This is a genomic window from Streptomyces sp. NPDC107654 (assembly GCF_055639035.1).
This window is the reverse complement of the sequence record NZ_JBVKBI010000005.1, coordinates 320,683-333,499: the sequence shown is the minus strand read 5'-3', so window position 1 is coordinate 333,499 and position 12,817 is coordinate 320,683. Positions and strand designations below refer to the sequence as shown.

Annotated in this window: 12 protein-coding genes; 5 read left to right on the top strand and 7 right to left on the bottom strand. The window is 72.1% G+C overall.

From position 1 onward, the window contains the following. Window positions 1-38: 38 nt before the first annotated feature. On the bottom strand, window positions 39-686 hold the full coding sequence (locus ACZ7N4_RS12120; protein ID WP_471356856.1) for a TetR family transcriptional regulator: 648 nt from the start codon (window positions 684-686) through the stop codon (window positions 39-41). Between the two features lie 122 nt (window positions 687-808). Here ACZ7N4_RS12120 and kbpA point away from each other — a divergent pair, with 122 nt between their 5' ends. From kbpA to ACZ7N4_RS12105, 3 genes are all read left to right on the top strand, one after another. After that, window positions 809-1,543 (top strand): AfsK-binding protein KbpA, encoded by a 735-nt coding sequence (gene kbpA, locus ACZ7N4_RS12115; RefSeq protein WP_471356854.1) that lies wholly within the window; start codon window positions 809-811, stop codon window positions 1,541-1,543. A gap of 179 nt (window positions 1,544-1,722) precedes the next feature. Continuing rightward, complete coding sequence (gene afsK / locus ACZ7N4_RS12110; protein ID WP_471356851.1) at window positions 1,723-4,083, top strand: protein serine/threonine kinase AfsK; 2,361 nt, start codon at window positions 1,723-1,725, stop codon at window positions 4,081-4,083. A 191-nt stretch (window positions 4,084-4,274) separates the two neighbouring features. Further along, window positions 4,275-4,862: a hypothetical protein gene (locus ACZ7N4_RS12105; RefSeq protein ID WP_471356850.1), complete on the top strand. Its 588-nt coding sequence runs from the start codon at window positions 4,275-4,277 to the stop codon at window positions 4,860-4,862. 16 nt (window positions 4,863-4,878) lie between these two features. Here the strand turns inward: ACZ7N4_RS12105 and ACZ7N4_RS12100 are convergent, their stop codons facing one another. The 3 genes from ACZ7N4_RS12100 to ACZ7N4_RS12090 are packed head-to-tail and all read right to left on the bottom strand — an operon-like array spanning window position 4,879 to window position 7,246. Further along, entirely contained in the window at window positions 4,879-5,652 is a 774-nt protein-coding gene (locus ACZ7N4_RS12100) for an enoyl-CoA hydratase/isomerase family protein (RefSeq protein ID WP_471356847.1), read from the bottom strand. Beyond that, window positions 5,649-6,056: a Zn-ribbon domain-containing OB-fold protein gene (locus tag ACZ7N4_RS12095; RefSeq protein WP_471356846.1), complete on the bottom strand. Its 408-nt coding sequence runs from the start codon at window positions 6,054-6,056 to the stop codon at window positions 5,649-5,651. Before ACZ7N4_RS12095 ends, ACZ7N4_RS12100 begins: the two co-directional genes overlap by 4 nt. A gap of 5 nt (window positions 6,057-6,061) precedes the next feature. After that, window positions 6,062-7,246 carry a lipid-transfer protein gene (locus tag ACZ7N4_RS12090; protein ID WP_471357152.1) on the bottom strand — a complete coding sequence of 395 codons (1,185 nt, stop codon included), beginning with the start codon at window positions 7,244-7,246 and terminating at the stop codon, window positions 6,062-6,064. A 98-nt stretch (window positions 7,247-7,344) separates the two neighbouring features. Between ACZ7N4_RS12090 and ACZ7N4_RS12085 the strand changes: the two genes are divergently transcribed. Next, window positions 7,345-8,931, top strand: a complete 1,587-nt coding sequence (locus ACZ7N4_RS12085; protein ID WP_471356843.1) for a FadD3 family acyl-CoA ligase — start codon at window positions 7,345-7,347, stop codon at window positions 8,929-8,931. 1,065 nt (window positions 8,932-9,996) lie between these two features. Here the strand turns inward: ACZ7N4_RS12085 and ACZ7N4_RS12080 are convergent. The 3 genes from ACZ7N4_RS12080 to ACZ7N4_RS12070 are packed head-to-tail and all read right to left on the bottom strand — an operon-like array spanning window position 9,997 to window position 12,026. Then, window positions 9,997-10,932: a hypothetical protein gene (locus ACZ7N4_RS12080; RefSeq protein WP_471356842.1), complete on the bottom strand. Its 936-nt coding sequence runs from the start codon at window positions 10,930-10,932 to the stop codon at window positions 9,997-9,999. A gap of 58 nt (window positions 10,933-10,990) precedes the next feature. Further along, window positions 10,991-11,194 carry a DUF397 domain-containing protein gene (locus tag ACZ7N4_RS12075; RefSeq protein ID WP_471356840.1) on the bottom strand — a complete coding sequence of 68 codons (204 nt, stop codon included), beginning with the start codon at window positions 11,192-11,194 and terminating at the stop codon, window positions 10,991-10,993. Further along, window positions 11,175-12,026: a helix-turn-helix domain-containing protein gene (locus ACZ7N4_RS12070; RefSeq protein WP_471356839.1), complete on the bottom strand. Its 852-nt coding sequence runs from the start codon at window positions 12,024-12,026 to the stop codon at window positions 11,175-11,177. The genes ACZ7N4_RS12075 and ACZ7N4_RS12070 overlap by 20 nt, the downstream gene beginning before the upstream one ends. Before the next feature lie 120 nt (window positions 12,027-12,146). Between ACZ7N4_RS12070 and ACZ7N4_RS12065 the strand changes: the two genes are divergently transcribed. Beyond that, window positions 12,147-12,755: an ATP-binding protein gene (locus ACZ7N4_RS12065; RefSeq protein WP_471356837.1), complete on the top strand. Its 609-nt coding sequence runs from the start codon at window positions 12,147-12,149 to the stop codon at window positions 12,753-12,755. Window positions 12,756-12,817 lie beyond the last annotated feature (62 nt).

The following is a 12,817-nucleotide window of genomic DNA, read 5'->3' as shown; positions in this document are numbered from 1 at the left end:
CCTGCCAGACAGGACTTGGACCCTGACAACGGGTGCGCTTATTTGGAAGGCTTCTTGCCGGTCACGCCCAGGTGCACCAACAGCGCCAGGTTCGGCTTCAGTTCGGCCTGCTTCACGCCCCAGGAGGAGAAACCCTTCTGGTGGGACGCCACCGCCGCGAGCATCGCGACCAGCGAACCGGCCACCGCCGCCGGGTTCACGTCCTTGTCGACCCGGCCCTTGGACTGCAGTTCCGCGATGGAGTCCGCGAGGGAGTTGTTGACCGAGTTAAGGATCTTCATGCGGATCTTGTAGAACCGTTTGTCCCCCTCGGCCGCTCCGAGGTCGACCACCCGCAGGATCGCGTCGTTCTTCCGCCAGAACTCCAGGAACCCGTCCACGAGTTCCTGCGCGGTGGCCCAGCCGGACTTGCCGGCCCAGCTGCGCCCTTCGAGCAGTTCGGTCAGCCCGGCACCCTCGGCCGCCATCTGCTCGGCGATCTCCAGGACGGCGCCCTCGACGTCGGGGAAGTACTGGTAGAAGGTCGCGGGCGAAGTGCCCGCCTTCCGGGCGACATCGATGACCTTGACGTCCCGGTAGGGGGAGGAGCTGAGCATCTCGCTGAGGCAGTCGAGCAGCTTCTGCCGGGTCGCCTGCCCACGCCGGCCGGCCACGCGGCCGTCGACGGTACGCACTTGTCCTGTCATGCCGTCAGCTTACCGAGGGGTGATCGGAGCGCGATTCGGCCGACTGCAAATGGGGTGCACGGGGGTATCGGGGAGGGTGTGCCTGGTCTGCGGGGTGCGCGCGGCCCGGTTACTTTGACGGCATGGCCGAAAACAGGGCATCCGCGAACGAAGAGGCATACAGGGAGGGCGTCCCCTGCTGGGTGGACGCCCAGCTGCCCGACGTCGAGGCGGGCAAGCGGTTCTACGGTGAGCTTTTCGGATGGGGCTTCGAGGAGTCGTACGGCTCCTCCGTGTGGGCCGTGCTGGACGGCGACCGCGTCGCCTCGCTCGCGCCCAAGACCGACGGCCGTATGCCCACCGTCTGGACGGTGTCCTTCGCGACCTCGGACGCGGGCGCCCTCGGCCGGCGGATCAATGCGGCCGGCGGACAGGTGGTCATGGCCCCGTTCCCGGTCGGCGACCTCGGCACCGCCGCCCTCGCCGCCGACCCCGACGGCGCGGTCTTCGGGCTGTGGCAGCCCGGCACCCATCCCGGCTTCGGGCGGCGGCGCGCGCCGGGCACCTTCGTCTGGGCCGAGCTGTACACCCGGGACACCGCCGCCGCCAACGCCTTCTACGGCGGCCTCTTCCACGACGCCCTGTTCGGCACCGACGCCGAGCCCGACTTCGGCCGCGCGCACGTCACCGAGGTCTTCCCGGCCGAGATGCCTCCGCACTTCCTCGTCCACTTCCGGGTCACGGATCTGGACGACGCCCTGGATGCCGTACAGCGGCTCGGCGGACGCGTCCAGGCTCCACCCTTCGAGACGTCGTACGGACGAGTGGCCGTCGTCACCGACAATCAGGGGGCGTCGTTCGCGCTGCTGCACCGCTGATCCATCCGGTTTGGATGGATTGGGCATGAGACACCCTGATTGTCATCGGGTTCGCAACCGGCCGCCCGGCCAGGAAGAATCGGGGTGCGTGCCGCCACGGCGGTGCGGTGGTGAGACGCTGCACTCCGGTCGCGTACATATGGAGAGTGGCGCGGCTCGTACGGGGAGGTGGCAGGCAAGTGGTGGATCAGCTGACGCAGCACGATCCGCGGCGGATCGGGCCGTTCGAGGTGCTGGGCCGGCTGGGCGCCGGCGGCATGGGGCTGGTCTATCTCGCGCGCTCGGCATCCGGCCGGCGCGTGGCGATCAAGACGGTGCGCACCGAGCTGGCCGAGGACCAGCTCTTCCGCGTCCGCTTCACCCGTGAGGTGGAGGCGGCCCGCGCGGTCTCCGGCTTCTACACCGCGGCCGTGGTCGACGCCGACCCGCGCGCCGCCGTGCCCTGGCTGGCCACCGCCTACGTCCCCGCGCCCTCGCTGGAAGAGATAGTGAACGACTGCGGGCCGCTCCCGGCCCAGGCCGTGCGCTGGCTCGCGGCGGGCGTCGCCGAGGCCCTCCAGTCCATCCACGGCGCCGGGCTGGTCCACCGCGACCTCAAGCCCTCCAACGTGCTCGTGGTCGAGGACGGCCCCCGGGTGATCGACTTCGGTATCGCCTCCGGCGTCTCCAACACGCGCCTGACCATGACGAACGTCGCCGTCGGCACCCCCGCCTACATGTCCCCCGAGCAGGCCAAGGACTCCCGCAGCGTCACCGGCGCCAGCGACGTCTTCTCCCTCGGCTCCATGCTGGTCTTCGCGGCCACCGGCCACCCGCCCTTCCACGGCGCCAACCCGGTCGAGACCGTCTTCATGCTGCTCCGCGAGGGCCCGGACCTCACGGGCCTCCCCGACGAGCTGCGCCCGCTCATCGAGCTCTGCATGCAGATGGACGCCACCGCCCGCCCCACCCCGGCCGACCTCCAGGCCCAGCTCGCCCCGCACCTGTTCGGCTCCGGTTCCGACGACAGCGGCACCGCCTCCGCCTGGCTGCCCGAGAAGGCGGTCGCCCTCATCGAGTCCCGCCGCGGCGGACGCCCCGCCGCCAAGCCCGCCCCGGCACCGACCGGCGGCCCGCGCAGCGGCGGCCGGCAGGCCGTACCCCCGCCCCCGCCCTACGACCCCCCGGCCCCCGCGCCCGCCCCGGTGTCCGTCCCCGCCGGCGTCGCCCCCGACACCGGCCCGGTCCGGCTGGCCGGCGCCCAGGTGCCCATCGGCCCCGGACCCCGGGTCGCCGACGCCCGCGCCGCCGCCGTCAAGGCGCCCCCGCCCGAGGCCGGCCTGGTCGCCAGCTGGTCCCGGCCCCGCCCCGGCGTGGCCGGCGCCGACCCCGCCGTACCGCCCGTACCGCCGACGCCCCCGGAGACGGCGAGCGGCTGGCGCCCCTGGCGCTTCCGCATGTCCAACGACGTGTGGGGCACCCCCGCCGTGGCCGACGACCTGGTCTACGTCACCTCCTTCGAGGTGCACGCCCTGGACGTCGGCACCGGCCGCCGCCGCTTCAAGACCCGGGACGTCGCCTGGTCCATGGCGGTGGCGGACGGCCGTATCCACGCCTCCGACGGCCCCACCCTGTTCGCCCTGGACGCCCGCGAGGGCACCGACCTGTGGCGGCTGTCCACGGACGCCTGGGTGTACTGCCTCAAGGCCGACCGCGGCACCGTCGTCACCGGCACCCGCGGCGGCGGCGTCCAGGCCTGGGAGGCCGCCACCGGGCAGAAGCTGTGGGAGATCACCGGCTGCCAGACCGACTTCGAGTCCCCCGAGGCGGGGCCCGCCGTGCACGACGGCACGGTGTACGTCTGGCAGGACGCCCGGCTGCGCGCCCTGGAGGCCCGCACCGGCGAGGAGCGCTGGTCGTACCCCATCGGCGACGCGGCCTCCTGCGGCGGCGTCCCGGTCCGCCTGACCCCCGCCCCGGACGGGCACGTCTACGTCTCCGCCGGCACCCGCGTGCTCGCCGTCGAGGCGGCGAGCGGCATGGTCCGCTGGCACTTCGAGGCCCCGGCGGTCTTCCTGAGCCCGCCCGCCTTCGCCCCCGGCCCCGCCGTCACCGGCGGCGGTGTGTACCTCGCCGACTACCTCGGCACGGTCTACGCCCTCGACGCCGCCGACGGCCGCGACCGCTGGCGCATCGCGACCGAGGCCCGCTCCTCCGTCGAGCCGGTCCTGGTGGCCGCCGGGCACGTGCACGTCGGCAGCGGCACCGGCCTCTACACGCTGGACGCGGTCACCGGCACCCCCAAGTGGCGCTTCCAGGCGGGCGGGGAGGTCGTGGGCGCGCCCGCCGTCGCCGAGGGCCGCATCCACTTCGGCTCCACCGACCACCTCCTCTACACGCTGAAGGCCGACGACGGCCGGCTGCGCTGGAAGCTGGCGACCGGCGGCGAGATCACCGGCTCCCCGGTGGTCAAGGACGGTGTGGTGTACGCGTGCAGCAAGGACCGGTGCGTGTACGCGCTGGACGCGGAGAAGGGGACGGGGACGGCGCGGACGGCCTGAGCGGGCACCGGCCGCGGGGCCCGCGGGTGGGTGACGGCCGTCGTACCGGTCGCACGGAAGGGCCTGGGACGGCGGCCGTCGTCGCGGGGGAGCGGGTGCGTCCACCGCTCTCAGGGCAGACGCTACGCCGGGTACGCGGCGGTCGCCACACAGTGACATGACCGTGACAGCCACCGTCTAGAGTGCGGGGCATGCATCGACGGGGACACATGCTCAGACTCACGGCGGTATCGGTCCTGGTCGTCCTGGCACTGACCGGATTCAGGAGCCGCGGCCACGGCCACGGCCACAGCCATGGCAGCGGCGGCGGGTGCAGCAGCTCCAGCCAGGACCACGACAGCTCCACGTCCACGTCGTCGGGCGGCGGCTACGGCTCCGGCACGCACCACGACTACGACGATGACGACGACTACTACGGCGACGACGCCTACGACGACTCGTACGGCGACGACACCTCCGGCGGCTCGTCCGACGCATCGACCGGCACACCGATCCCCTCCGAGCACCAGGACGGCACGGCCCGGCTGGTGAGCTGCGCGACGGTGAAGAAGCCCTACGCGACCGTCGAGATCACCAACCCGAACACCGCCGAGAGCAGCTTCGACGTCCACATCGTCTTCGAGGACGCGGACGACATGACGGTCAACGGCACCATCAAGGAGGTCACCGTGCCCGCGAACGGCACGAAGACCGTCCGGGTACCGGTGGACGACGCCGAGGAGAGCGCCCCGCGGGTCGACCACTGCGACCTGGACGAGGTGGCGTCCTACAACTGGTGACCCCGGCGGGTCCACCTCACCGCGTCCTGAACTCCGCGCGGCGGGCGGCGAACAGCTCCGCCTGCCGTGCGCCCGGCAGGTTCCCCAGCGCGATCAGATGCGGCGCCTGCGCGAACGCCGGCGCGAGAGAGGCCTCCCGGGCCGCCCACAACGCCCGCACCGTCCCCTGCACGGCCTCGGCCGGATACCCGGCGATGACGGCGGCACAGTCGACGGCGGCCCCCAACGCCCGGCCTGCTTCCGTGACGTCGGAGACGAGACCGACCTCGTAGGCCCGCCGGGCCGAGAGCCGCTCGGCGCTCCCCATGAGCACCATCCGCGCGACCTCCCCGTACGGCATGCGCTGCGCCATCAGCATCGACTCGTAGGCGCTGACCATGCCGTAGGTGGTGTGCGGGTCGAAGAAGGCGGCGCCGTCCCCGGCGACGACGAACTCGCACTCCCCGAGCAGGTAGAAGGCACCCCCGCAGGCCATCCCCTCCACGGCGGCGACGACCGGCTTCCACAGTCCGTTCGCCTTGGGCCCGACACCCAGCAGCGGATCGTCCTGCATGTACGGCGAGCCGGGCTGCGGAACGACGACGTCCCGGTCGATCCCCGTACAGAACGCCCGCTCCCCGCTCCCGGCGAGCACGACGGCCCGCACCGAGTCGTCGAAACGCAACGCCTCCCACACCTCGGCCAGTTCACGGACCATGGTGAGGTCGATGGCGTTGAGCCGCGCGGGCCGGTCCAGCGTGACGACGGCGACCCCCGCGTCCCGGTCGACGTCGACCCGGACGGTGTTCACGCGAGCACCCACTGCGGCAGCCCACCGGAGAAGACCACCCGCACCCGGGCACCGATCCGCAGCCGCCCCGGATCGACGGAGCCGAGCGGCGCCCCGGCGGACGCGACCACGTTCCCCACGAGCCGTATCCGAGGCGCCTCCTCCACCTCCACGACGACCACGTTGTACGGCGCCTGAGCCGCGTAGTCGGGCAGCAGCGGCGGGTGCGGCACGACGTACGACCACACCCGCCCCCGCCCCGACAGCGCCCGCCACTCGGCAGCGAAGGACTGGCAGTGCGGGCAGCAGGGCCGGGGCGGGAAGCGGAGTTCACCGCAGTCGCCGCACGCCTGGACGCGCAGCTCGCCACGGGCCGCGTACTCCCAGAAGGGGGCGCCGTCGGTGTCGGTGACGGGACTCAGCATGGCGGTCAGCTCCTGAGGAGGAGAGCGGAGGTGGGGACGCCTTCACCGGCCGTGACCAGGCAGGTCGCGGCGCCCGGGACCTGGGCGGTACTGGTCCCGCGCAGCTGCCGGACGCCCTCGTTGACGAGGTTGAACCCGTGCACGTACGCCTCGCTGAGCCCGCCCCCGCCGGTGTTGAGGGGCAGCCGCCCGCCGATCTCCAGGGCACCCTGCTCGGTGAACGCACCCCCCTCGCCGCGCGCACAGAAGCCGTACCCCTCCAGCGAGAGCGGTATGAGGGCGCTGAAGGCGTCGTAGATCTGCGCCACGTCGACGTCCTCCGGCGTGAAGTCGGCGTGCTTCCACAGGTGCCGGGCGGCGGTCCAGGCGGGGCCGGTGAGCGGGTCGTCGTTCCAGTAGTTGACCATGCCGTGGTGCTGGGCGGGCAGCCCCTGCGCGGCGGCGTGGACGTACACGGGCTTCCTGGCGCAGTCCCGGGCCCGCTCCCTGCCGACGACCACGCAGGCCAGGGCGCCGTCCGTCTCCAGGCAGTTGTCGTAGAGGCAGAGCGGTTCGCTGATCCACCGGGAGGTCATGTACATCTCGCGGGTGAGGGGCCGCTCGTACATGACGGCCGCCGGGTTCTGGTTGGCCCGGTTCCGGCAGGCCAGCGCGACATTGAACAGGTGGTCACGGCTGACGCCGTACTCGTGCATGTAGCGGCGCGTGAGCATGGCGATCTCGTCGGCGGGGCGGAGGAGGCCGAAGGGCCGGGTCCACTGGGCCGGGGTCGGCAGCTGCACGGCGGTGTTCGTCCACGGCCGAGGCCCGCTCCCCCTCTTCCGCGACCGCCACGCGACCCCCACGGTGGCCTGCCCGGACGCGATGGCACCGGCGAGATGAGCGACGGTCGCACAGGACCCGCCCCCTCCGTATCCCACCTTGCTGAAGAAGGTCAGGTCCCCGAACCCGACGGCCTTCGCCAGCTCCACCTCGTCGGTCTCCTCCATCGTGTAGGAGGCGAGCGCGTCCACCTCACCGGGCGCGATCCCCGCGTCGTCGAGCGCGGCGAGCACGGCCCGACAGGCGAGCGTCCTCTCGTCCTCGGCGAGGTGCCTGGCGAACGCCGTCTGCCCGATCCCGACGATGGCGACGGCGTCCTTGATCCCTGCCGACCCGGTCCGCCCTGCCGGCCCTGCCGGCCCTGCCATGAGACTCATGGGGCTCCCCCTCTCCTGACAGCTCGTCAGATTACCCCTAATCTGACGCCTAGTCAGCTACCGCTCACGTCGTCGGGGAGGCCGGACGTATGACCGGGTCACCATCGTGGAAAACCATCCCTGAACTGGTGCGTTGGGCGGCCGAGCGGTACGCGGACGGCGAGGCCGTGGTGGACGGCCGCACGAGAATCACGTACGCCGGCCTGGGCGCCCGGGTGCGGCGAGCGGCGGCGGCCTGCCTGGCCACCGGGGTGGAGCCGGGCGACCGGGTGGCCGTCTGGGCCCCCAACTCCCTCGACTGGATCGTCGCGGCCCTGGGCGCGGTCTCGGCCGGCGGCGTCCTGGTCCCGCTGAACACCCGCTTCAAGGGCGCGGAGGCGACGGACGTACTGCGCCGCAGCGGGGCGAGGCTGCTGTTCGTGACGGGGACGTTCCTGGGCACGTCGTACGTGGCGTCGCTGCGACGGGCAGCGGGGACGGGACCGGCGGTGGCCGTACCCCTCCCGGCGTTGCCGGACCTGGAACGGGTGGTGGTCCTGTCGGACGACGCACCGCCGGACTTCGAGACGTGGAAGGAGTTCCTGACGAGGGGCGACGACCTGCCGGCCCGCGAAGTGACCGCCCGCGAGGGCCGGCTGACCGCGGACTCCCTCGCGGACATCCTCTTCACCTCCGGTACGACGGGCCGCCCCAAGGGTGCGCTGATCACGCACGGGCAGACCCTGAGGGCGTACGAGACCTGGGCGGACCTCGCCGGCCTCCGCCGCTCCGACCGCTATCTGATCGTCAACCCGTTCTTCCACACCTTCGGCTACAAGGCCGGGGTGCTCGCCTGCCTCATGCGGGGCGCGACGATGGTCCCGCAGCCGGTGTTCAACGTGGACACGGCCCTGGCGAACATCGCGGCGGAACGGATCTCGGTGCTGCCGGGCCCCCCGACCCTGCACCAGTCACTGCTGGACCACCCGTCCCGTGGCGCGCACGACCTCTCCAGCCTGCGCCTGGTGGTGACGGGCGCGGCGGTGGTCCCCCTGCGCCTGGTGGAGCGCCTGCGCGGCGAACTGGGCGTCGACACGGTCCTCACGGCCTACGGCCTCTCCGAGGCGAGCGGCATCGTCACGATGTGCCGCCGCGACGACCCCGTCCCGGTGATCGCCTCCACCTCCGGCCGGCCGATCCCCGGCACGGAGGTACGAGTGGCCGGCCCGCCCGGTACGCCCGGCGAGGTACTGGTCCGGGGCTTCAACGTCATGCAGGGCTACCACGCCGACCCGGAGGCGACGGCGGAGACGCTGACGGCTGACGGCTGGCTGCGCACGGGCGACGTGGGCGTCCTGGACACGGCGGGCAACCTGCGCATCACGGACCGGCTCAAGGACATGTTCATCGTCGGCGGCTTCAACGCGTACCCGGCGGAGATAGAGCAGGTGCTGTGCACCCACCCGGACGTCACGGAAGCGGCGGTCGTCGGCGTCCCGGCCCCCCGCCTGGGCGAGGTCGCGATGGCCTACGTCGTCCGCCGCCCCGACTCGTCACTGACCTCCGACGACCTGATCGCCTGGTCGCGCCGGGAGATGGCGAACTACAAGGTGCCGAGATCGGTGCAGTTCGTCCCGGCGCTCCCGCGGAACGCGAGCGGGAAGGTACTGAAGGGGGAGCTGAGGGGAAGGGGATGACCGCACCCGGCGCTTCGAAGTGACCGTTGGGCCGCCCGCTTCTCGGCCAGTGTCGGGCTTCCGCGAGGTGCGTCAAGGGCGCTCCCGTTCCGCTGCGCTCCACTCCCGCGTCGCCTTCGGCGATGGACCTCCGGCCCACCCTTGACCCACCTCACTCCAGCCCGGGGAAGAAGCGAGCGGGCAGCCCGGGAAAGGGGCCGCCTCAGGCCCGTCGGCCCCGAGGTCGGCTGCGTTCGTGGCGTGGGTGGGGGCGCAGTCGCGGCTTACTTGGACGCCGGGTCGGCTTAGCGGCCTGCGGCGGGTGGGTGGGACGCGTCGCCATCTCGCCGGCACGCCGGGTGGGCAGGGCGGCTTGCGGTCCGGTGGGTGGGGCGCGCCAGGCGAGCGTCGGCACGCCGGGTGGGCAGGGCGGCTTGCGGTCCGGTGGGTGGGGCGCGCCAGGCGAGCGTCGGCACGCCGGGTGGGCCGAGCGGCTTGCGGTCCGGTGGGTGGGGCGCGTCCCCGCCTCGCCTGCACGCCGCGTCGGGCGTCTCATGAGCCCCGCAGGTCACACGGAAGCGGTGATTGGCGGACTTGGGCCACCTCCACCAAACCCTCCCGCCTGCCCGACGTTCCCGACGTGCCCGATCTGTCCAGCCTCCCCCGCCCCCCTGGCCCAAATCCGCCATTCACCATCTGAGGGGGTGAAAAGGCACCTTCGTGGACTCGCCGAGGCTCCCGGAACCCCGAAAAGCCGCAGCCGCCAGACCTGCCCGGCGTCCCCGCGGCCGGACCGCGCCCCACTCACCGGCCGTCAGCCGCCAGGCCTGCCCGGCGTCCCCGAACGGCCGGACCGCGCCCCCTCCCGACGGGGCCGGGCGAGTGACCCGGGGGCCGGTGCCGGGCTGGGCCACTGCCTTTCCGGCCGCTCGCTCGCTTCTTCCCCGGGGTGGAGCGAGGTGTGTCAAGGGTGGGCCGGAGGCCCATCGGCGGAGCCGACGCGGGAGTGGAGCGCAGCGGAACGGAAGCGCCCTTGACTCACCTCGCGGAGGCCCGACACTGGCCGAGAAGCGAGCGGCCCCACGGTCACTTGGAATCGCCGGTCAGAGAAGCCAAGGTCGCCTTGATCTCCTTGACCATGTAGCCAGGCCGGTGAAAGACGTCCTCGGCGGTGAAGCGGAGGAGGCTGCGGATCTCGGGGCAGCGGAGTAGCTGGTTGTAGCGGGCGATGTCCCTGCGGTGGGCTTCACGGCTGCCGTGGTAGGCGTACCCCTCGATCTCCACGCCGAGCCCTGCCGCCCGGAAGAGGAAGTCGACGACGCGGCGGCTGCCGTCCGGTGTGCGCAGTTCCGCCTGACTCTCGGGGCGCAGCCCGGCGTCGTACATGCGCAGTCGGGCAACCGTCTCGGCGGGGGAGCCGGCGAGCGGGTCGGTCAGCCGGAGCCAGTCCCGCGCGCGGAGCGACCCGGGCGAGGCCTTCCCCAGCGCGGCGGCCACCTCGTCCATCCGGACCAGCGGCGCGCGCCGGACCCGTCCGACCCTGCGGTAGGTCAGGGCCGAGTCCACGGCAGCGACCGCCACGTCCCTCGGACCGCGTCGGAGAAGGTCGGCGAGTGTGCGGGTGGGGGTGGTGAGCCGGAGCCCCTGCCTCTCCACCACGTCACTTCTGACGAGCGGTATCCGGTGCACGCGCACGTCGGTGCCCAGGCGGTGGACGCTGAGGTGAGGGTCGATGAAGTCCAGAGGCGCCTTGCGGCTACCGCCGAGCAGCTCGATCCGCCAGAGAGCGGCCGCCGAACCGTGGCTCACGACGAGCTGCGGCACGCGGAGCTGGACGGCCCGGAGGTGAGTGAGCAGGTCCGGGCCGCGCCCCGGCTCGGCCCAGGCGCCGTGCCGGAGCCGCGTCCAGCCGTCCCCGCGCAGCGCCCGCGTCAGGCTACGCCTGGGCCAGCCGGCCTCTACGGCACGTGAGGTGAGGAGGACGCCCCTGTCCGCCAGCGCCCTCAAGTCCGTTCGCTCCACACGGGCAAGATCGCAGAAACCGTGACTCGCTGCTTGCCCTGTGGATAACCGGGCGGGGTCAGTCCCTCAGGGAACCGACAAAGGCGCTCCAGGCGAGGGGATGGAAGAGGAGCACGGGTGCGTCCTGGGCCCTCTTGGAGTCGCGGACGGGGACGACGTCGGGGTGACCGTCGGCTACTTCGACGCAATCCCCGCCGCTGCCGTTGCTGTAGCTGCTCTTGCGCCACACGGCGGTGCCCAGGTCAATCCCGCAGTTTGCCATCTCGGTAGTCCTCCGCCGCTCGTTCGACCTTGGCCAGGGACACCTCTGGCGGTAGTGCCGCGGCCCTGAGCAGATCGTACGACCTGCGGTAGTCCTTCACGAGCGCCGGATAGTCGATGAGTTGGCCATTGTGGAGTCCCTCGGTGTAGGCCACCGGCGGCGCGTCGGGGAAGGTCATCACCTTCATCATGCCCATCATGAACGGGTGGGCGTGTGCCTTTTCCGGGAGGATCTGCAGAACGCCCTGCGTGGAGCGGATGACGTGCGCGATGTGCTCCAGCTGCTCCGCCATCTCCGTCGGGGGCAGGAGTGGCCTGCGGATGAGTGACTCGTGCAGCACCGCCCAGAACGACGGCCGCTCCTCCCGTTTCCAGATCTCTGCGCGCGCCAGTCGGGCCTGGACCTGTTTCCCGACGGTCTGGGGCGGCAGCCAGGGCAGCGACGTGTGGACGACGGCCTCGGCGTACGCCTGCGTTTGCAGCAAGCCTGGCACCAGCATCGGAGACCATTCCTCGATCGTCTCCGCGTGCCGCTCCATCTCCGCCACATCCGCGAAGTATTCCGCATGCCCCGACTGCTTCGCCCGGCGCGCGTCTTCACACCGCCGCTCGAAAAACCCGTCCGTCCCCAGCACCTTGTCGACGTGCCGTGCCAGGTCCAGGGGCATGCGCCGTTCCCCGCGCTCGATCTGGCTGAGGAACGGGACGCCTCGGAAGCTTCCCTCGGCCAGCTGCTCCAACGTGAGCCCCGCCAGCTCCCGCCGGTACCGCAACTCCGCGCCGTAGAAGGAAGGGACGTTCGCCGAAGCGTCAGGGTCTTTGCGTGGGGGCACGACTCATCACCGCCGTTTGCCAGTTGAGCTTGCGCAGCCGGGATCTCTTCAAAAGGTACCGGTGGCGGCGTCATGGTGTGACTGTTTCGTCACAGAGTGCACAGGAAGGCGTACGCAACCGTGTCGTCCCCGAATTCTCCCTCCGCCCAGCGCGGCAACTCCGCCTACGACACCACCCTCTGCGTGGACGACCTGCGCGAGGCGCTCTCCGCCCACGGCATCACCCTGCCCTCCCTCCGGGTGGACCTGTCGAGCTTCGCGGGCAGATACGAACCCCCGGCCGGCCTGGTCGCGCTCGGCAACTGCAACACGGTGACGGCGCGCAAGCTGGCGCGGGTGCTGCGGGGTGCGGGCCTTACGCCGGGCCGCCCACCGCTGGACGTCGAGTTCGTCGCCGTACCGAAGGCGCTCCAGGGACTGCGTCGCACCGTCCGCCGCTACCTGGACGCGCCCTGCGCCGACGTCCAGCTGTGCGTCACCGAACTCGTGGGTAACGTGATCCGGCATGTGGGGGAGGGGGTGTGTGTCCGTGTACGGGTGGCCCGGACGGACAGCGGCAGCATCCGCGTCGAGGTCACCGACCCGGAGGCGGGGAGTCTTCCCGTGTTGTTGCTGGCCACGCAGGACGACGAGACCGGACGGGGCCTCGCGCTGATCGAAGCGGTGACTGTGCGGTGGGGTGTGGAGCAGGGGGTGGAGAAGACGGTGTGGTGCGAGTTGGAGGGGTGACACCACCGAGGGGCCGAGCCTGCGCCCGGCCCCTCGGTGGTGTGCTGCGACATGCCGTGATG